General features: G+C 46.5%; 19 protein-coding genes and 1 pseudogene. 15 read left to right on the top strand and 5 right to left on the bottom strand.

All coding sequences use genetic code 11. The annotated features are described in order from the left end of the window. Positions 1-48 precede the first annotated feature (48 nt). On the top strand, positions 49-657 hold the full coding sequence (locus tag FM037_RS16940; protein ID WP_144046936.1) for a LysE family translocator: 609 nt from the start codon (positions 49-51) through the stop codon (positions 655-657). Positions 658-777: 120 nt separating this feature from the next. On the opposite strand, the gene FM037_RS16935 is transcribed toward FM037_RS16940, so the two are convergent. Next, a complete protein-coding gene (locus tag FM037_RS16935) occupies positions 778-1,227 on the bottom strand; it encodes a GNAT family N-acetyltransferase (protein ID WP_144046935.1) in 450 nt (149 codons plus the stop codon). 57 nt (positions 1,228-1,284) lie between these two features. Continuing rightward, positions 1,285-1,941: a glutathione S-transferase gene (locus FM037_RS16930; protein ID WP_144046934.1), complete on the bottom strand. Its 657-nt coding sequence runs from the start codon at positions 1,939-1,941 to the stop codon at positions 1,285-1,287. A 251-nt stretch (positions 1,942-2,192) separates the two neighbouring features. Between FM037_RS16930 and trhO the strand changes: the two genes are divergently transcribed. After that, on the top strand, positions 2,193-3,179 hold the full coding sequence (gene trhO, locus FM037_RS16925; protein ID WP_144046933.1) for an oxygen-dependent tRNA uridine(34) hydroxylase TrhO: 987 nt from the start codon (positions 2,193-2,195) through the stop codon (positions 3,177-3,179). A gap of 158 nt (positions 3,180-3,337) precedes the next feature. On the opposite strand, the pseudogene FM037_RS16920 reads toward trhO, so the two are convergent. Together FM037_RS16920 and FM037_RS16915 are read right to left on the bottom strand one after the other, a co-directional pair. After that, a pseudogene (locus FM037_RS16920) lies at positions 3,338-4,140 on the bottom strand (slipin family protein). Next, entirely contained in the window at positions 4,140-5,582 is a 1,443-nt protein-coding gene (locus FM037_RS16915) for an NfeD family protein (RefSeq protein WP_144046932.1), read from the bottom strand. The pseudogene FM037_RS16920 and the gene FM037_RS16915 overlap by 1 nt, the downstream one beginning before the upstream one ends. Positions 5,583-5,787: 205 nt before the next feature. Here FM037_RS16915 and FM037_RS16910 point away from each other — a divergent pair, with 205 nt between their 5' ends. The 6 genes from FM037_RS16910 (at position 5,788) to FM037_RS16880 (ending at position 10,820) form a co-directional block, all read left to right on the top strand. Next, positions 5,788-6,324 carry an aminoacyl-tRNA deacylase gene (locus FM037_RS16910; RefSeq protein ID WP_144046931.1) on the top strand — a complete coding sequence of 179 codons (537 nt, stop codon included), beginning with the start codon at positions 5,788-5,790 and terminating at the stop codon, positions 6,322-6,324. 464 nt (positions 6,325-6,788) lie between these two features. Continuing rightward, on the top strand, positions 6,789-8,174 hold the full coding sequence (yegD, locus tag FM037_RS16900) for a molecular chaperone (RefSeq protein ID WP_144046930.1): 1,386 nt from the start codon (positions 6,789-6,791) through the stop codon (positions 8,172-8,174). Positions 8,175-8,209: 35 nt separating this feature from the next. After that, positions 8,210-8,683 (top strand): CreA family protein, encoded by a 474-nt coding sequence (locus tag FM037_RS16895; RefSeq protein ID WP_144049007.1) that lies wholly within the window; start codon positions 8,210-8,212, stop codon positions 8,681-8,683. Between the two features lie 370 nt (positions 8,684-9,053). Further along, complete coding sequence (locus FM037_RS16890) at positions 9,054-9,371, top strand: YciI family protein (RefSeq protein WP_144046929.1); 318 nt, start codon at positions 9,054-9,056, stop codon at positions 9,369-9,371. A gap of 41 nt (positions 9,372-9,412) precedes the next feature. Next, positions 9,413-9,865, top strand: a complete 453-nt coding sequence (locus tag FM037_RS16885) for a GNAT family N-acetyltransferase (RefSeq protein WP_144046928.1) — start codon at positions 9,413-9,415, stop codon at positions 9,863-9,865. Between the two features lie 85 nt (positions 9,866-9,950). Continuing rightward, a complete protein-coding gene (locus tag FM037_RS16880) occupies positions 9,951-10,820 on the top strand; it encodes a sulfurtransferase (RefSeq protein WP_185977080.1) in 870 nt (289 codons plus the stop codon). Positions 10,821-10,902: 82 nt separating this feature from the next. Here FM037_RS16880 and metG read toward each other — a convergent pair whose 3' ends face one another. Next, entirely contained in the window at positions 10,903-12,987 is a 2,085-nt protein-coding gene (metG, locus tag FM037_RS16875; protein WP_144046926.1) for a methionine--tRNA ligase, read from the bottom strand. Positions 12,988-13,148: 161 nt separating this feature from the next. Between metG and apbC the strand changes: the two genes are divergently transcribed. The 7 genes from apbC to holB all read left to right on the top strand — a co-directional run bounded on the left by apbC (position 13,149) and on the right by holB (position 19,008). Then, entirely contained in the window at positions 13,149-14,264 is a 1,116-nt protein-coding gene (gene apbC, locus FM037_RS16870) for an iron-sulfur cluster carrier protein ApbC (protein WP_144046925.1), read from the top strand. 9 nt (positions 14,265-14,273) lie between these two features. Continuing rightward, entirely contained in the window at positions 14,274-14,909 is a 636-nt protein-coding gene (gene udk / locus FM037_RS16865) for a uridine kinase (protein WP_144046924.1), read from the top strand. Between the two features lie 104 nt (positions 14,910-15,013). Beyond that, positions 15,014-15,598: a dCTP deaminase gene (gene dcd, locus FM037_RS16860; RefSeq protein ID WP_144046923.1), complete on the top strand. Its 585-nt coding sequence runs from the start codon at positions 15,014-15,016 to the stop codon at positions 15,596-15,598. A gap of 35 nt (positions 15,599-15,633) precedes the next feature. Then, the gene (gene pabC / locus FM037_RS16855) at positions 15,634-16,461 is read left to right on the top strand and encodes an aminodeoxychorismate lyase (protein ID WP_144046922.1); all 828 of its coding nucleotides are present in this window, start codon (positions 15,634-15,636) and stop codon (positions 16,459-16,461) included. Then, a complete protein-coding gene (mltG, locus tag FM037_RS16850) occupies positions 16,458-17,465 on the top strand; it encodes an endolytic transglycosylase MltG (protein WP_144046921.1) in 1,008 nt (335 codons plus the stop codon). Before pabC ends, mltG begins: the two co-directional genes overlap by 4 nt. Next, positions 17,462-18,094, top strand: a complete 633-nt coding sequence (tmk, locus tag FM037_RS16845; protein ID WP_144046920.1) for a dTMP kinase — start codon at positions 17,462-17,464, stop codon at positions 18,092-18,094. The genes mltG and tmk overlap by 4 nt, the downstream gene beginning before the upstream one ends. Continuing rightward, positions 18,094-19,008, top strand: coding sequence for a DNA polymerase III subunit delta' (holB, locus tag FM037_RS16840; RefSeq protein ID WP_144046919.1), 915 nt, complete (start codon positions 18,094-18,096; stop codon positions 19,006-19,008). Before tmk ends, holB begins: the two co-directional genes overlap by 1 nt. Positions 19,009-19,015 lie beyond the last annotated feature (7 nt).

Here is a 19,015-nt window from a genome sequence, read left to right as displayed (position 1 = left end):
GATGACTTGCCTGAACGGTGAGTTATCTGAGTCTTATAGGAGAGGTATATGGATCAATCTTTGTGGGCATTAATGATATCGGCGGCGTTTTTCTGTGCCACCATGACGATGACACCCGGACCTAATAATATTTTGCTGGCTCAATCGGGAGCGAACTTTGGTGTGAGAGCGACACTCCCCCATATCTTAGGCATACGTATGGGCCAGAGCATATTGCATCTCTCGATACTCTTAGGTTTAGGCGCATTATTTGAAAGTTGGCCCGTGCTGCATCAAATATTGAAATACCTGTCCATCGCTTATCTGCTGTATCTGGCCTATCGAGTCGCAAGCTCATCGGTGGCAGGTGATGAGGACAAAAAAGATGCCCGACCCATGAGCCTCAAAGAGGCGGCACTGTTTCAATGGGTCAATCCTAAATCATGGATGGCGACCATCACCTTGTGCAGTGCATTTACCGTTACGGGGGAGGGATACTGGTTGAGTGCCATATTGGGCATGCTGGTGTTTAATCTGGTTGGTTTCCCGGCTTCCTTTACCTGGGTGTTTATCGGTGCCGCTATACGAAATAAACTCAATACCGCCAAGCGTCGGATGCATTTCAATTGGGGAATGGGCTTTTTATTGATCGCCTCGATCCCTATGGTGGTGCACTAGTCTCGATGGGACAGAGACCAAAGAGGAGACACTGGCAGAACTGGTGTCTCGATGTCCTACATGGAGTGTCAGAAATAAACGCAGAAAATCACACTAATGGCGTATTTATGCCAATCGGCATTAGGTGCTTAAACTATAGGAGAAGAATTGCGTGTCCCTGATAAACCCTAATTTTTTATATAAGGCTTGGGCACTATAGTTATCTTGAGCTGTGCCCAGATCCACCCTTATAGCGTTTATTTCTAGGGCTAAACCTATGGAGCAATGGATTAGTTGATTGGCAATGCCCTTCTTTCTATGACTCTCTATGACGAATAGGTCGTTGAGTATCACTACTTTTCCTAGAGACACAGAGGAGAAGGAAAGATAATTTAACACGAAACCCAGGGGGCGATTGTCTGGGTCATAAGCGATATAGACATGGGCTTCATTTTGACTCAACCTCTGCTGCAGGTAATCACGATACTTCTGCGGCTGTGACTCTTTGCCGTAAAATACCATGTATTGATCGAATAAATGGACTAAGTCGTCCAATTGCTCGATAGAAATCCCTCGGGTTGTCCATGTCATGTGTATCTCCTTGTTATATTGATATTATTTTAATTTTAACTTTAACTTATTGCCTTATTAATCGCCAAAGATAAATTCTTCATTGCTGTCGAGCCAGGTTGGGTATTTTTCCATAATACTGGCAAATATTGGGCTCTCGAGGTGACAGGCTAACCAGCGCTGCACGTTTGGGTAGGGAGCCTGGTTGAACCAAGTTCTGTCGACCCCGGCAAATTGGCGAATAAAAGGGAAGATGGCAAAATCGGCGATACTGGCAGAATCACTTAACAGCTGCTGATGTTTCCCCAACAAATGTTCAAGTTGGGCGATAAACTTTTCACCTTCTGCGCGATAAAAAATTTCACTCTGCTCAGGGTGTCTGTCGGCATATTTATACTTATCCAGCCAAGATTTGAACTCATTGTCATTGTTGTCAATTAAGGTTTTAGCTTGTTCTTGTCGCTGAGGATTATCGGTAAGTAAGAGGTTGTGAGGATCGTTCAGCCCCAGCCCCAGCGCCCAGCCCATGATGTCCAGGCTCTCATCTATGATGCTACCATCTTGTAAGATAAGTACGGGAACCGTGCCTTTAGGTGAAGCCGCTAACATGGGCTCGGGTTTATGTTTAAGGAGTATTTCACGTAAAGAGACAGAAGTCCCCGAAAGTAAAATACCTAAACGAGCGCGCATCGCATAAGGGCAGCGTCTGAAGGAATAGAGGGTGGGTAAGGACATAGGTGTGATTTCATTTATACATGATTATGGTCGTTATTCTTAACCGACTGAAGAAAAATGACAACGAATAAAAACCGGGAGAGTGGACGAAAATTAGCATTTTATGAGTAAGCTTACTTTTTATCTGTTTATTGGGGTGTGACTCAGGTAAAATTCCTCGCGATTTTGTTACCTGGCTCAAATGTGAGCCAGATTGTTACTATTTTTTAAGATGCGCTGGAGATTAAGCTCCTGCCAGCATTGAGGTTGATATGTCCCAAGTTGTCGTTTGTGCCCTATATAAGTTTGTTTCTCTGCCACATTTTGAATCTATTCAGAAGCCATTGCTTAATGCCATGATTGATACAGGTATCAAGGGCACCTTGTTACTCGCCAGTGAAGGCATCAATGGCACGGTTGCCGGTTCCCAAGACGCTATCGATAATCTGCTCAGTTGGTTGAATATTCAGCCGGGCTTAGACAATATTGTGCATAAGCTGTCTTTCGATGATGATATGCCGTTTTACCGCACCAAAGTCAAATTAAAGAAAGAGATAGTGACCATGGGCGTCGAGGGCATAGATCCCCTCAAAGTGGTTGGCACTTATGTGAAGCCTCAAGACTGGAACAAGTTGATCTCAGATCCCGACGTTATTTTAGTCGATACCCGCAACGAGTATGAGGTGCAGATTGGCACCTTCAAGAATGCGGTCGATCCGAAGACAAATACATTCAGAGAATTTCCTGCGTACGTAAAAGAGAATTTAGATCCGGCCAAACATAAGAAAGTCGCCATGTTCTGTACCGGCGGGATCCGTTGTGAGAAGTCGACGGCTTACCTCAAGGAGCAAGGCTTCGATGAGGTATATCACCTAGAAGGCGGTGTGCTTAAATACCTGGAAGAAGTTGAGCCAGAAGAGAGTCTTTGGCAAGGTGAGTGCTTCGTGTTCGATAATCGAGTCGCGGTTAACCATGACTTAGAGAAAGGTCAGTACGACCAGTGTAATGCTTGTCGCATGCCAATTACAGCCAGTGAGAAAGCCAGTGAGGCTTATGTTCAGGGGGTGAGTTGTCCACATTGCATAGCGTCAATCTCAGACAAGCAACGTCAGCGCTTCGAAGAGCGAGAACGTCAGATGCAGCTCGCCGAAAAGCGCGGTGAAGCCCATATAGGCAGTGATGTAAAAGCCGTTATCCAGTCTCGCCGCAGTGAGAAAGAGAGCTTGAAGCAAGCTCAGCTGGAACTGAATAAAAAATAAATCGGTTAACACTGCAGAGTATAAATTACTTGCTATAGTTAATTAGCATTATGAGATTATTAACCCTGTATCGGGCGACTAATACCTCTGTATATGCTGCAAAAAGCCGTCTCAGACGGCTTTTTTATTGGCTGGTTTTTTTATAAGGCTTGATATTATCAATCGCTGCTCTTATCGGTTTTCTTTTTGACCTCTTTGCTATTTTTGTTCAGTACTCCCTGCAATAGCTCCATGGGCAGGGGAAACAGTATGGTTGAATTTTTTTCGCTGGCTATTTCTGTTAGCGTTTGCAGGTACCTGAGTAAGATGGCGTTAGGTTCTTGTGCCAGTTTAGCGGCTGCTTCAACTAGCTTGGCTGAGGCTTCCATCTCACCCGAGGCATGAATCACCTTAGCTCGTCGGGTACGCTCGGCCTCTGCCTGTTTGGCTATGGCCCTGACCATGGTTTCATTAAGATCAACATGCTTTATCTCAACATTAGACACCTTGATCCCCAGCCATCGGTACGGGAGTCTAGAATGCTCTGAATGTCGGTATTGAGCATATCTCTATTGGCTAACATCTCATCGAGCTCGTGTTGTCCAAGTACAGATCTAAGCGTAGTTTGAGCCAGTTGAGACGTAGCTTGTAGATAGTCTTCAACATTGATAATGGCTTTTTGGGAGTCCAGTACTCGAAAATAGATAACGGCGTTGACTCTAACAGAGACATTATCTCTGCTGATCACATCTTGGGTGGGTACATCCATCACTATGGTTCTCAGATCGACTCTGACCATCTGTTGGATGATGGGAATGACTATGATTAGCCCTGGGCCCTTGACCCGATAGAATCGTCCGAGCAGGAAGATAACCCCGCGTTCATATTCCCTTAGAATTCGAAAGGCGCTGAGTATTATTGCTAATATCAACACCAGTACGGCTAGGCCAAACATGGCGCCGCTGGGCAAGATGGGATCCATTATTTTTCTCCTTCTGCTTCGATATTGTTATTAGGACCTGGATTAAGGTCAGTTTTTTTGTCGATGGCTTGCCCTAGAATTAGGGTCAAGTCGTCGACCTGCTCGACTTGAACCAGTTGATCTTTTTGTAAGGGGGTATCAGATATGGCCGCCCAACGTTCACCGCCGAGTAATACAAAACCGTGATCGATAAAGTCTTCCAGCACCTTGGCTTCGGCGCCCACGATGGCTTCCTGGCCACTGACAATTTTGTTATGCCGTGAGCGCCAGAGGTACCCTAAGCAGAAGATCATAAATGCCGCACTCACCGCTGTGACGGCGGCGATAACGGGCAAGGAAACTTGAAATTGGGCATGTTTGGTATCGATAAGAAACACAGAGCCCAGTGCAAACGCGATTACGCCGCCTATGCCGAAGATGCCAAAACTAGGCACCATGGCTTCGGCGATCATCAAGCCTATGCCTAACATCAGCAGGAGTAAGCCCGCATAATTAACCGGTAACATCTGAAAGGCGTACATGGCGATAACCAGAGCGATGGCACCTGTGACACCTGCCACGCCTATGCCTGGGCTGTAAAACTCCAGAATGAGGCCGTAGACACCAATTAACATGAGTATGTAGGCGATATTAGGGTTAGTGATAGTCGCTATAAATTGGTTGCGCCAGTCCGGCTTTATTGGAGTCAATTTGGCCTGTGAGAGATCAAGTAAATAAGGCTCCTGATTGATGCTCACCTCCCATCCATCGAGCTGCTTGATTAAGTCTGCTGTAGAGTTTGACATAAGATCGATGACATTTTTCTCTAACGCTTCTTGTGCGGTTAAGGTTGCGGCCTCTTTGACTGCTAGTTCGGCCCACTCCTCGTTGCGGCCACGCAATTGGGCGAGAGAGCGAATATAGGCGATGGAGTCATTGAGGATCTTCTTTTCCATGGCTGAGGGCGAACTTGTCTTATTATCATCCTTGTCTTGAGGGGCTTTGGGAGAGCCCCCAATACTGACGGGAGTTGCCGCCCCTAAGGTGGTTGCCTGTGCCATGGCTGCAATATGACAAGCGTACAAGATATAGGTACCCGCACTGGCGGCTCTGGCCCCTGCGGGATGAACGAGGCAGGCGATGGGTACTTGAGAGTTGAGTATGGCCTGATTGATGTCACGTAGACTAGAGACTAAGCCTCCTGGAGTATCTATGATGATGATCACCAGAGGTGCACCATCCTGATTGGCTATAGTCATCTCACTGGTTAAGTAGTCGCTTATGGCGGGACCTATGGCGCCTTTAATGGTGAGTACCGGGATTTCAGTTGAGTTGCCGGTTTGTGTCTGTGATGAAGCCTCGATGCTGGCGAGGGATGAAGTTGAAAAAAATAATAGAAGAAACAATGCAATAGAGAGCATTGCATTGAAAGGATCTGTTATCGTTCGAAAGCGAATCATCATAGGAGAACTTCACAGCCATTATTGTAAAGTCTAGCCAAAATAATTCGTGTCTGCTTAATGAAATTGGTTTGAGTGAACCGACGCTGACTTAACTATACTAAAAGAATGGATTCATCTTCTATTTTGATCCGGAAGTAACGCTAACAGATGTTGTCTTAAGTGCATATCAGCGGCTTAGCGTTTCGACTCGGTCAAGGAGGTATATATGGGTATCGCGATCACTTTGGCATCATTTCTTAACCACAATAGGGTCGACTATTCCATCGTCAAGCATCGTAAGACTCTCTCTTCTCTGGACTCTTCTGCATCGGCTCATCTTCCTAGTGCCCAGGTCATAAAAGCTGTGTTGTTGGTCAATGGTGAGGGCGATTATATGTTGGCCGGTATTGGCTCGGGACATAGGTTATCGATATTGAAGGTGAGTGAAGTGATGGGTGAAGTGTATCAATTAGCCAATGAGCAAGATCTACAGGCATTATTTCATGACTGTGATGAGGGGGCCATTCCAGGATTGGCCGAGGCATATGGCATCAAGATGATGCTGGATAAACGTTTAATTGATGAAGATATGGTCTATATCGAAGCCGGCGATCACTGCCACCTGATTAAGATTAATCATCTGCAATATACGCCCTTACTCTCGGGGACGCTACTGGCCGATCTTATCGGTGAGCCTATAGGGACACCTAAGTTTGGCGATTATGATAACTGTTATGACAAAAGTTACCTCAGTCACTTTTAGATCACATGTGGATGATACCCTAAGTGTCCATCTTTGCTGACATCAGCTGTTAAGGAATACAGAAGTGTGTCAGCAAACGAGTCTATAGATATAATACCAATCGGTATAAAGGTGTGGTCACTCAGCGAGAGTTTAGCGCTTCAGAAGCAAGGCAACGAGTGAGGAACATAGTTATTCTACGTTTAAGCTCGTTAACGCCGGATCGGAAGTGCTAAAACTCGCCTTTCAGGAGTGTTTTTGGCAGCCTACTTCTGTGTTGAATGAGTTCAAAAGGGATACCATTCCCTCACTCATCCGCCTTGAATTATACAGCCAAAAATAACTCTGAGTTGGCCACTTTCTTATACCGATTGGTATGATTCCGCTTTTTACTCCTCACAATCTGTGGTATTTTTCACGGCTTTTTATCTTTATCTGTTAATTTTTTCTGTTTAACCGATTATTTAAATTTTTGGGGCGAGTGAATGTTTGTTGGTTTTGATTATGGTAGTGCCAACTGTGCCATAGGTGTCATGGATGAGAACGATGTACGATTATTACCCTTGTCGGCGGATTCGAAATATCTGACCTCGACGCTTTATGCCCTAGACAGGGAGCTTATAGCCGAAGCTGTGTACCAACAGATGCCGCAGCATTTAAGAGCCAACTTCGCTAAATTACGTGGTGCTCAACTTAGCCGAGCACAGCAAGCACGTCGTGAACTAGATCTCGATAGTGATGAACAAGCGGTATTTGTCGGCGAACAAGCAGTCAAGGCCTACTTAGATATGCCCGAAGAGGGATTTTATGTCCGCTCGCCAAAATCGTTTCTGGGTGCCAGTGGACTCAGAGTCGATCAAATCGCCTTATTTGAAGATATCGTCACCATGATGATGCTACATGTAAAGTCGATTGCCGAGTCTGATTCCGGGCTCAATAATAAAGGCGTGATAACCCATGCAGTTATTGGCAGACCCGTTAATTTTCAGGCCATAGGTGGTGAAGAAAGTAATCAACAGGCCGAGTCGATATTGAGGTTAGCGGCGAAACGAGCCGGATTTACCGATGTAGACTTTCTGTTTGAACCCCTAGCAGCGGGCATGGATTATGAGGCGAGCCTGACTGAAGATAAGGTGGTGCTGGTGGTCGATGTTGGCGGCGGTACCACAGATTGCTCAGTGGTGCGAATGGGACCGTCACATATAAATACCAGTCAACGCAGTCAGGACTTCTTAGGTCATAGCGGGCAACGAGTGGGCGGCAATGATTTGGATATTGCCCTATCGATGAAAGCCTTTATGAGCCATCTCGGATTGGGCTGCCACATGGTTAACGGCCTGCCTGTGCCGAGCAAGCCATTTTGGAATGCCGTTGCAGTTAATGATATCAGTGCACAACGAGACTTCGTGTCACTGAGTTCACGTAAATTGATAGAAGACTTGATTCATGATGCCGAAAAACCTGAGTTACTTAAAAGGTTACTCAAGGTTCAGCAAGAGCAGTTAGGTTACCGTATCGTTCGCAGTGCTGAGCAGGCTAAGATAGGGTTAACAGATGCAGATTCGGTCACATCTAAATTAGATTATATCTGCCCACAGCTTAACGCCGAGGTGAGCCGAAAATTGTTTAGTGAGGCCATTGCCGTACCCAGCGCCAAAATACAGTCCTTGATGCAGCAAGCACTTAACGTGGCAGGTGTGTCGCCGGATGTCATCTATGTGACAGGCGGTACTGCAAGAAGTCCGGCTATCTACGATAAAATTGCCGGTTTACATCCGGAGATCCCGATTGTTGTCGGCGACCATTTCGGCAGTGTCACGGCAGGCTTAACCCGCTGGGCACAGAGAGTATTTAAAGAGGAGAAAAAATGAAAATTGGAAACCAGTTTGGAGCTATGCCTGGAATAATGTCTGGGAAAGTCATCGCAGCAGGGTTTATCTTGTTTTGCCTCACAGCCTGTGGCGGCGACGATGTGGCCAAGGTTAGCCTGGGCTTGTTTACCACTAAAGATGTGATAATAGATGCACGTCATGATCCAAAACTCCCGGGCGTCACTTGTCATATTAGCCGTATAGAAGCGAACCTGAGTCTAGCCGATCCATCGGATATGAGCATCTCGTGTCGTCAGACCGGTCCGATATCGGCGCAAGAAATTGCGGCTATCGATAAGAGTAAGAATGGTGAAGTCATCTTTAAGCAATCATTGAGTATCTTGTTTAAATCGCTGAAAGTGCGCCGCATCTATGATGCAGAAAACCAAACACTACTGTATCTTTCATATTCTACCAAAGAGACTCAAGGTAGCCATAAACACGCCTTATCGACCGTGCCGCTTTATAACACAGGTGCATGGCAGGCCTCCGGAGTACCTGTTCAATAGGGAATTAACGCTGTGACAGGTTTTGGCGTCATGTTTTTTTAGTTTAGAGTGTCAAATCTGTACAGCTTTCTGCAGTGGTTGTCTTTCTATTCACCGATATTTTTAGGGTTCCCCTTCGTAGACTCCATGAAGGGAGCTGCTTACTTGGTCGCTCTCTTTTTCATTGGTCTGACTGATTATTTACTGATGCTTTGGTGGAGCCCTATACATTTTGCAACCACTATCAATCGAAGAACCAGTTTGAAGACTTGTGTTTGGCCTCGGTGTATTTAAGTGCTTTTAGATTGTGAAATGAGTGGTGATGGCAAGCTTTTGATTTGATGCTTTTTATACTAGAGTGGATAGTTAACGCTCAAGGAAGGATCCCCTTATGCCTCAATATATGATCACCTACCTTGGTGGTAATCCACCTTCGACCCCTGAAGAGGGCAAGCAGCACTTTGCAAAATATAAGACTTGGTTAGCCTCACTGGGAAGTGCGGCGCTGAGTCCTGCCAATCCTTTGAAACAGGTTCATACCGTTAATTCTGATGGTTCGGTGACCAGTGGTGGTACGACAAATATGTCTGGATTTACCCTTATCCAGGTTGAGTCCATGGAAGAGGCGCTGGGCCATGCGAAAGCTTGTCCCTTCCTTGATATTGGTGGTTCCCTGGAAGTATCGGAACTGGTGCAGATGAAGATGTAATGATACGAATTATTTGAATGCCTAATGAGTCCAATCACGATATGAAAATTGAACCAGCCATAAAAACAGACCATGAAGTTCTCCTTAAGGTCTGGGAGACTTCAGTGCGCCAGAGTCATGACTTCTTGAGTGAGCAAGATATTGCTGCTTTGAAGCCATTAATTTTGGCTCACTACTTCGATGCTGTCGATTTGCGATGCGTCAAGGATACAGCCGGGAACATCCTGGGATTTTGTGGTGTTGCTGATGGTAATATTGAGATGCTATTTATTGCGCCTCAAAGTATGGGCTGTGGCATAGGCGCAGCATTAGTGACTTATGCGGTTAAATATCAGGGCGCAACTAAGGTGGATGTAAACGAGCAAAACCCTCAAGCTTTAGGGTTTTATGAGCATGTTGGGTTTAAACTTGTGGGACGTTCACCAACGGATAGCCAAGGTAAGCCGTTCCCCCTGTTGCATATGGCCCTTGCTCAAGTCGATGCGTTTATCTAAAGGCGCACATTATCGCTCAGATATTCCACTTAAGTATCTGTTTACTCATTAGATTAGATAAAAGAAGAATTGAATGAAACAAACGATAACGTCTCCTCTGGTCACGGCGCAGTGGCTCGAACAACACTTGGATAATGATAATCTCATCGTGCTGGATGCGAGCATGGAAAAGGTCGTAGGAAAATCACCGATCCTCTATGATACATTCAGCTGTATTCCTGGTGCCAAGAAACTCGATCTCGAAAATGAACTTTGCGATCTGACATCAAACCAGACTCATGCATTTCCAACGACAGCGCAGTTTATTGAAATTACCTCTGAACTAGGAATTACTCAGACTAGTCAGGTGGTGATTTATGACAATCAAGGTATTTACTCATCTCCCAGGGCCTGGTGGATCTTCAAGGTGATGGGGTTTGATCATGTTTATGTGCTCGATGGCGGCTTACCTCAATGGTTAGCCGATAACAGAGTGACTGCTGAACGTTTTTCATCTTCAATGCTAGTCGATTCAGCGTCAGTCGATTCAATTATAAAGAGTGGCTGTGAGCTTAAGGTGAATGTGCAGGATGCTTGGGTATGTGATTCAACTTACCTGCTGGATAAGCTGTCGGATAAAGAGACGAGTATTTTCGATGCACGCGGAGCGGGGCGTTTTTCAGGCCAGGCACCGGAGCCCAGAGAAGGCGTACGCAGCGGTCATATCCCAAACTCTGTCAATCTTCCTTTCTCTCAAGTCTTAGCTGGCCATGGTCTAAAAACCGCAGAAGAACTACAACAGATTTTTGCTGGACTTGCAAATGAGCAAGACACTCAGCGTGTTTTCAGCTGCGGATCAGGGATCACCGCCTGCATTTTGATCTTGGCATCGGTAGAGGCGGGTTATCATCACAATGTCCTTTACGATGGTTCTTGGGCACAGTGGGGCAGGGATCATAAACTGCCGATAGAGTAAGATCTATCCATATAAGTCTCTAACGCAGAAATAAAAAAGGCCGCACTGAGTACGGCCTGATTTTTGAGACATAGCGTTAAGTTTACTTAACGCGCATACCCGGTTGTGCGCCTTCATGAGGCTCTAAGATCCACAAGTCTTTACCACCTGGCCCCGCCGCAACTACCATGCCTTCCGAGATGCCAAAACGCATCTTACGTGGTGCAAGGTTGGCTACCATCACAGTAAGCTTGCCTTCGAGCTCTTCAGGAGAGTAGGCCGACTTTATACCAGCAAACACTTGTTTAGTCTCGCCGCCAAGGTCTAGCTGCAGCTTCAACAGCTTGTTCGCTTCGGGGACGTGCTCGGCTTTTGCGATACGGGCGATACGCAGGTCGATTTTGGCGAAGTCTTCGAAGCTTATCTCTGCCGAGATAGGATCGTCTTCTAAGTGGTTGCCACTCGCTGGAGCATCATTAGAGTCTGCTTTACTTGCTGTTGCTGCACTATCCGCTGTTTTTGGCGTATCGGTAGTCACGAGCAAATTCTCTTTCGAGGCTTCTATGATAGCTTCGATGCTTTTCATCTCTACCCTTTGCATTAGGGCCTTAAATTTAGCTATCTCATGTCCTGCCAGGTCGGCATTCAAGTTATCCCAAGTGATAGGGAATTGCAGGAAGGCTTCAACATCGTCTGCCAATTTTGGCAGTACAGGTTTGAGGTAAGTCACCAGGATGCGGAACAAGTTAAGTGCGTTAGAACAAACCTGATGGGCTTCCTCTTGCTTATCTTCTTGCTTGATCAACTGCCAAGGCGCTGCATCGGCAACGTAAGCATTAGCCAAATCGGCCAGTGCCATGATTTCACGCATGGCCTTACCGAATTCACGGCCCTCATAGAGGTCGGCTATGACGTCTTGTTTACTTAGAAACACTTGCTCTAGCGTGGTGTCGGCAACGTTCGCCAGCTTGCCATCGAAGCGTTTAGTGATAAAACCAGCGGTACGTGATGCTAAGTTGACCAGTTTACCCACGAGATCTGAGTTGACTCGCTGCGCGAAATCTTCGAGGTTAAGATCGAGATCGTCGATGCGGTGGCTCAGCTTAGCGGCGTAGTAGTAACGCAAGTATTCAGGGTCTAAGTTATCCAGATAGGTACGGGCCTTGATGAAGGTGCCTTTCGACTTTGACATCTTAGCGCCATTGACCGTCACATAACCATGAGCATAAACATGGGTCGGCTTACGGTAGCCTGCGCCTTCAAGCATGGCTGGCCAGAATAAGCTGTGGAAGTTGATGATATCTTTACCTATGAAGTGATAAACTTCGGCGGTTGAGTCCTTCGCCCAGAAATCATCGAAGTTTAAGTCTTCACGTCTATCACACAGATTTTTAAATGAGCCCATGTAGCCGATAGGTGCATCTAGCCAGACGTAAAAATACTTACCTGGAGCATCGGGTATTTCGAAACCGAAATAAGGCGCATCCCGGCTGATATCCCACTGTTGCAGGCCTTGTTCGAACCATTCGTTTAGCTTATTGGCCACTTCATCTTGCAAGGCTCCAGAACGGGTCCACTCCTTGAGCATGCCTTCAAAAGCCGGCAGGTCGAAGAAGAAATGCTCCGAGTCTTTCATGATTGGGGTAGCACCTGAGACGGCAGACTTGGGATTAATCATGTCTGTTGGGCTGTAGGTTGCGCCGCAGTTGTCGCAGTTATCACCGTACTGGTCTTCGCTCTTACACTTAGGGCAAGTGCCTTTTACGAAACGGTCTGGCAAGAACATAGACTTTTCAGGGTCGAATAACTGAGAGATAGTGCGCGTCTCAATGTAACCTGAGTCGCGCAGTTTGAGGTATATCTCACTGGCTAATTCACGGTTCTCAACGCTGTGGGTACTGTGGAAGTTGTCGAACTGAATATTGAAGTCAGCAAAATCCTGTTGATGCTCTTTATTCACCTGAGCAATCATCTCTTCCGGCTCTATGCCTAGCTGTTGAGCCTTAAGCATAATTGGTGTGCCATGGGCATCATCTGCACATATATAGTGACATTCGTGGCCACGAAGTTTTTGGAATCGTGACCAGATATCAGTCTGGATATATTCGAGCATATGGCCTAAATGAATAGGTCCATTGGCGTAGGGAAGTGCACTGGTGACTAGGATTTTACGTTGTGAATTTGCCATCTTGTCTCAAAATCAGTTAGGGGCCCATAAAGAATGGCATAGATACTAACCGATCCTTCTGAGAGTTTCATCAAAAGTGAGTTTAAGTGGGTTAAAACTACCCGAATATTTACCCCGATTTCTGGTACACTTGGACAAATTATTTATAGGGGGTAGCACTTTTGTCTTCAGCTTCTCAGCACTATCGTCTCAGTGACGATCTTCTTGGGCCTGTTTTGGCCATCTTAGACGCTTATCAAGATCCATATTTAGCACAAGGTTTAGTCAGTGCCGGATGTGTTCACAAACTCGACATCGAGGGGAAGCGATTGCTTCTCGGGCTTGTCTACCCTTACCCATGTATGACTCAATACCGCGACACTGTGATGGCCATCACCAAGAAGTTGGCCGTGTTAGATGCTATCGATGAAGTCGAATGTGAAATCGATTTTCAACCGGCTGCTATCTCTGCCATCGGCGCCGTCGAACCTCTTGCTAATGTGAAGCAAGTGATTGCGGTAGCGTCGGGTAAAGGTGGGGTGGGTAAATCGACCACAGCGGTTAACTTAGCCTTAGCGCTAGTCGCCGAAGGCGCCAAGGTGGGCATCTTAGATGCCGACATCTATGGGCCTTCTATTCCCTTGATGTTGGGAGTTAGCGATTTTAAACCTGTGTCTCCCGATGGCAAGATGATGACTGCTGCAGAGGCTCACGGCCTTGTGGCGCAATCGATTGGATTTATGCTTGGTCAAGAAGAGGCCGCTGTGTGGCGTGGTCCTATGGCGGCAGGCGCACTCGCTCAACTTCTCAATGAGACACAGTGGCCTGAACTCGATTATTTAATTATCGATATGCCACCGGGAACCGGCGATATTCAGCTCACCTTGTCACAGAAGGTGCCCGTCACAGGGGCCATCATAGTGACGACTCCCCAGGATATTGCCTTAGCCGATGCTAAGAAAGGCATCAACATGTTTCAGAAGGTGAATATTCCTGTACTGGGTATCGTCGAGAACATGAGCTTTCATGTCTGCAGTGAGTGTGGCCATAAAGAACATCCATTTGGCAGCCATGGCGGCAGCAAGATGGCCGAGCGTTACCATGTCCCCCTATTAGGTGAATTGCCACTTAAGCTCAACATACGTGAAGATGTTGATAAGGGCGTGCCAACGGTCGTTGCCGATCCCGACAGTGATGTGTCGGCAATCTATCGTGAGGTTGCTCGTAAAGTAGGCGCGCAACTGGCGCTCACCAAAGCTACATCTAGTTTATCAATCAGTATTTCAGAAGACGAATAAGGTTTTAGCATGAATTCTCAGTGTGTCATCATAGCTATCGCGGGGGCTTCGGCCTCGGGTAAAAGTTTAATTGCTAAAACTATCTATGAGGAGCTGTGCCGGGATCTAGGCACAGATCAGATTGGAGTCATCGCCGAAGATGCTTACTATAACGATCAGAGTCACTTATCCATGGATGAGCGGGTAAAGACCAATTACGATCATCCCAAAGCGTTAGATCATGAGCATTTGTGTCGTCATCTCATAGCATTGAAGTCGGGTGAAGCGGTTGAGATCCCTAAGTACAGCTATAGCGAGCACACGCGTATGGCTGAAACGATTAAGATGACACCGAAGAAGGTGATCATCTTAGAGGGGATCTTACTACTGACCGATCCTAATTTGCGCGACTTGATGGATGCCAGCGTGTTTATGGATACGCCGCTGGACATCTGTTTTATGCGTCGTTTGAAACGTGACGTTGCCGAGCGTGGTCGCACCATGGAATCTGTGATGTCACAATATACTGAAACCGTTCGTCCTATGTTTCTGCAGTTTATTGAGCCGTCTAAACAATATGCCGATATTATCGTGCCTCGTGGCGGTAAGAATCGTATCGCGACCGATATTTTGAAGACCAGAATTCAGCACCTTTTAGATATTTAACTCGATTAAAAGAGTTGCCCTACATCTTGTTTACCTCTACTAAGTTTAAATATGTAAACGTCAGAGGTCATGCATAACAGACAATAGTCAGGAGTAAGATCGAAATGCGTTTAACCGATTCAGAGATTGAAGCTTGTTTAGATGACGGCACGATTATGATTGAACCCCGCCCATCGGAAGAGGCGATAAGTGGTGTTAGTATCGACGTTAAACTTGGCGATCAGTTCCGCGTATTTAAGGGCCATACCGCGCCTTTTATCGATCTCAGTGGTCCTACGGCAGACGTACAGGAATCTCTGGATCGCGTCATGAGTGACATGATAGTCATACCTCCTGGGGAAGCCTTCTTCCTGCACCCCGGGGAGCTTGCCCTAGCTGTGACTCATGAATATGTCACCTTGCCTGCTGATATCGTGGGCTGGCTCGACGGTCGTTCGTCCCTCGCGCGTCTGGGCTTAATGGTTCATGCCACGGCTCATCGTATCGATCCCGGTTGGCATGGCAAGATAGTGCTGGAATTTTTTAATAGCGGTAAATTACCCTTGGCCTTACGCCCAGAAATGACCATAGGAGCACTCAATTTCGAGCGCTTAAATCAGCCTGTTGCCCGTCCTTATAATAAGCGTAAAAATGCTAAATATAAGAATCAGCAAGCCGCCGTTGCCAGTCTTATTAGCCAAGATAAATAACCACTGCGGGCTGGATAGTTAACTGATGAAAAACGATGACTGAGCAAGTGACAAAAGTTTGGGTTAATGGCGAGCTTAATGGTCATATAGAACCACTGGATCGCGGCCTGGCTTATGGTGATGGACTCTTCGCGACCATGCGAATAGTACAAGGTCAGCTTGCTTTCTTATCGGCGCACCTCGACAGACTAACTCAAGGTGCGACACGCTTAGGTTTCTCTTGGTCTCCTTCTTTGGCGTTAGTGACACAGGTTAAGCACCTGGCCAAAAGCCAAGTGACTGGCTGCTTAAAGCTGTTATTGAGCCGCGGCGCCGGAGGCCGAGGCTATGGGGCTCCCGTAACATGTGAGATAACTGAGGTTATTTCGCTCCATGCTATTCCCACTCACTATGCAAGCTGGCAAAAAACCGGGATATCCTTAACCCGTTCACCGATTAAACTGTCTCAGCAGCCGAGACTCGCGGGTATAAAGCATCTCAACCGTCTCGAGCAAGTGTTGATCAAGTCGGAAACCTTACCTGCTGGTTATCAAGATTGGTTAGTGCTCGATGGCTTGGATAATATCGTCGAGTCTTCGATGGCCAACCTGTTTTTTGTCACGGGTAAGCATATTGTGACCCCTTCAATATCACGCTCAGGTGTTGCCGGTGTGATGCGTGAGCAAATCATCTATGCGTTGCTCGAGGCTGGGTATGATGTTGAAGCTCGTCCTATCCCCTATTTACACTTGCGCCATTATCAACATGTATTTATGACTAACAGCTTAGTCGGTATACTTGATATCAATAACGTCGATGATGTTCACTTCACTCATGCCGACTTTACTCACCAGCTAAGGCAAATACTGCAACTTACATTATGAAAAAAATAATAATTACACTGACTGTTAGCTGTTTTGCCTTGCTCACTCTCGCCGCTGGCTTGGGTGTTTGGGGTTATAAAACGATCATGGATTATAGCCTTTCTCCCTTAAATGTGACTGAGCCACAAGAGCTAGTGTTGAAGAGGGGAACCTCCTTCTCACACTTAGTCTCAACATTAGAGCAAAGAGAGTTCATTGCCGAAGGTTGGAAATTAAAGGCACTGGTTAAGTTAAAACCTGAGCTAGCCAAGATCCGCTCTGGCTTCTATGAGCTGCAGCCTGGTGAATCAGTTGCTGACTTGTTGACCAAATTAGTCAAAGGCGAAGAGAAGGTATTTAGCGTTACCTTGATTGAAGGGCAAAATATCAAGGAGTGGACCCAAATACTCCAAGCCTTACCTCACAGCCAATATGATGAGGGTGTTTTTACCCAGGTCTTGAGTGACAACGGCGATGAATCAGGTTTACCAGAAGGTAAATTTTATCCCGATACCTATCATTATGTTGCGGGTGACAATATAAACTCAATTGTGCTGCAAAGTTATCACAAAATGCAGCAGGAGCTAGATAAAGCTTGGGCTCAGCGGGCCGAAGACTTGCCACTCAAATCATCATATGAACTCTTGATCATGGCGTCAATCATAGAAAAAGAAACGGGTAAAGCCAGTGAGCGCCCATGGATCTCCGCCGTGTTTGCCAATCGACTCAACAAGGGCATGCGGCTACAAACGGATCCTACTGTGATATATGGCATGGGGGACAGTTATCAGGGAGATATCACCCGTAAAGCATTACGAGAGCAGACGCCTTTCAACACTTACAGAATTAAAGGTTTGACGCCGACTCCCATAGCCGCGCCTAGTGGGGCATCTCTTATTGCTGCGGCGCAGCCTGCCGACGTTAATTACCTTTATTTTGTGTCTAAAAATGATGGCAGTCATGTGTTTTCCAAAACACTATCTGAGCACAATCGTGCCGTAAATAAATATCAGAGAAACCGATGAACAGAGAGAACAACAGCAAATTTATTGTTATCGAAGGATTAGAAGGCGCGGGTAAATCTAGCGCGATATCTCTTGTTCGTGATTTTATCGAGAAGCATACGGGTCAAGTGCCTGTATGTACCCGTGAACCGGGTGGAACGCCGCTGGCCGAGCGCATGAGAGATTTGGTCAAGATTGCCGATGAAACCGATCCCTTGTGTGATGAAGCCGAGTGCCTCTTGCTCTATGCTGCCAGAGCACAATTGGTTGCTAATGTGATAAAGCCTGCATTACATCGTGGAGCCTGGGTGTTGGGTGACAGACACAACCTTTCATCGCTGGCCTACCAAGGTGGAGGCCGTGGACTCATGCCCTTAGTTCAAGTCGTGAGTAAGGCGACATTAGGCGATTTTAAACCAGATTTAACCATCTATCTAGATATCGATCCGGCGCAAGGATTGCAGCGTGCGGCTAAACGGGGCGAGTTAGATCGGATAGAGAAGCAGGCGCTGGATTTCTTCGAACGTGCACGGGCAACTTTCTTATCTTTTGCCGCAGAAGACGACACTATAGCCGTCATCGATGCCGGGCAGACTATGGCCGAAGTGCATAAAGATATTCTAGCCTTGTTACAGACTCAGGATTGGTAATGCAAAATATCTCCTGGCTCGCGGCCCCGATAAGTGACTTTACTCAACAGATAAAGAACGGGTTGTTAGGCCATGCCTACTTAGTGGGCGTGCATAAAGGTTATGGCGGGGAGGAGTTAACACTTGAAATAGCGAAAGCTGCCCTGTGCCAGAGTCCGGGTGAGCTGGGAGCCTGTGGTTTTTGCAAGGCCTGTCAGTTACTGGATGGCAACACGCACCCGGATCTCTATCGAATCACTGCTGACGGTAATCAGATTAAGGTCGATCAGATACGCGAACTGTGTCAAAAGCTGACGATGACATCGCAGCAAGGTGGACGCAGAGTCGCTGTGATCTACCATAGTGAACAGCTCAATCAGGCATCGGCCAATGCATTATTGAAAACATTGGAAGAACCTGGGAAAGATACCTTACTCCTGTTGCAGTCTGATACCCCAAGCAGACTGATGGCAACGATTAAGAGCCGTTGTCAGCAGGTTCACTTCGAGCCGCCTTCCATGGAGGAGATCAAGCTCTGGTTATCGACAGAGTCCGGGTCTGCAACTGATGTGACTTGGTGTTTGCCAGTGATGGGAGGCCCGCTGGAGCTGGCTCTCGCGCTAGAAAGCGAACGATACGCGCAACTGCTACAATTTAGGAAAGGCTGGGCTCAAAGTTTGTCCTCCGGTCACCTCTGTGCTAGTTTAATTAGTGTTAATGAAAAGCAAGCATCTGATGCACTTAAGGTTTTGTATTTAATCTTGAGGCAGAAATTGATAAGACAGGCAGATTTAGACGCATTGTTGAGAGTCAAAGTAACCGAATTTGGAATGAAGGTCATGGATACCTACCATAAGTTGAGTGTCATGCCGAATGTAAACTACTTAGCTCTTTTTAATGGTTTTATCTTAGAATATAATAAGTTAACGAGATAGCCGTTTT

The organism is Shewanella psychropiezotolerans, assembly GCF_007197555.1.
Classification (GTDB): Bacteria; Pseudomonadota; Gammaproteobacteria; order Enterobacterales; family Shewanellaceae; genus Shewanella; species Shewanella psychropiezotolerans.
Note: the sequence above shows the minus strand (reverse complement) of the source record. Positions and strands in the feature narration are given on the sequence as shown.

What these genes read in the sequence shown, in the direction of transcription:
- FM037_RS16940 (WP_144046936.1), top strand. Translation starts at nt 49, where the DNA reads ATGGATCAATCTTTGTGGGCATTAATGATATCGGCGGCGTTTTTCTGT.
- FM037_RS16935 (WP_144046935.1), bottom strand. Translation starts at nt 1,227, where the DNA reads ATGACATGGACAACCCGAGGGATTTCTATCGAGCAATTGGACGACTTA.
- FM037_RS16930 (WP_144046934.1), bottom strand. Translation starts at nt 1,941, where the DNA reads ATGTCCTTACCCACCCTCTATTCCTTCAGACGCTGCCCTTATGCGATG.
- trhO (WP_144046933.1), top strand. Translation starts at nt 2,193, where the DNA reads ATGTCCCAAGTTGTCGTTTGTGCCCTATATAAGTTTGTTTCTCTGCCA.
- FM037_RS16915 (WP_144046932.1), bottom strand. Translation starts at nt 5,582, where the DNA reads ATGATGATTCGCTTTCGAACGATAACAGATCCTTTCAATGCAATGCTC.
- FM037_RS16910 (WP_144046931.1), top strand. Translation starts at nt 5,788, where the DNA reads ATGGGTATCGCGATCACTTTGGCATCATTTCTTAACCACAATAGGGTC.
- yegD (WP_144046930.1), top strand. Translation starts at nt 6,789, where the DNA reads ATGTTTGTTGGTTTTGATTATGGTAGTGCCAACTGTGCCATAGGTGTC.
- FM037_RS16895 (WP_144049007.1), top strand. Translation starts at nt 8,210, where the DNA reads ATGTCTGGGAAAGTCATCGCAGCAGGGTTTATCTTGTTTTGCCTCACA.
- FM037_RS16890 (WP_144046929.1), top strand. Translation starts at nt 9,054, where the DNA reads ATGCCTCAATATATGATCACCTACCTTGGTGGTAATCCACCTTCGACC.
- FM037_RS16885 (WP_144046928.1), top strand. Translation starts at nt 9,413, where the DNA reads ATGAAAATTGAACCAGCCATAAAAACAGACCATGAAGTTCTCCTTAAG.
- metG (WP_144046926.1), bottom strand. Translation starts at nt 12,987, where the DNA reads ATGGCAAATTCACAACGTAAAATCCTAGTCACCAGTGCACTTCCCTAC.
- udk (WP_144046924.1), top strand. Translation starts at nt 14,274, where the DNA reads ATGAATTCTCAGTGTGTCATCATAGCTATCGCGGGGGCTTCGGCCTCG.
- dcd (WP_144046923.1), top strand. Translation starts at nt 15,014, where the DNA reads ATGCGTTTAACCGATTCAGAGATTGAAGCTTGTTTAGATGACGGCACG.
- pabC (WP_144046922.1), top strand. Translation starts at nt 15,634, where the DNA reads ATGACTGAGCAAGTGACAAAAGTTTGGGTTAATGGCGAGCTTAATGGT.
- mltG (WP_144046921.1), top strand. Translation starts at nt 16,458, where the DNA reads ATGAAAAAAATAATAATTACACTGACTGTTAGCTGTTTTGCCTTGCTC.
- tmk (WP_144046920.1), top strand. Translation starts at nt 17,462, where the DNA reads ATGAACAGAGAGAACAACAGCAAATTTATTGTTATCGAAGGATTAGAA.
- holB (WP_144046919.1), top strand. Translation starts at nt 18,094, where the DNA reads ATGCAAAATATCTCCTGGCTCGCGGCCCCGATAAGTGACTTTACTCAA.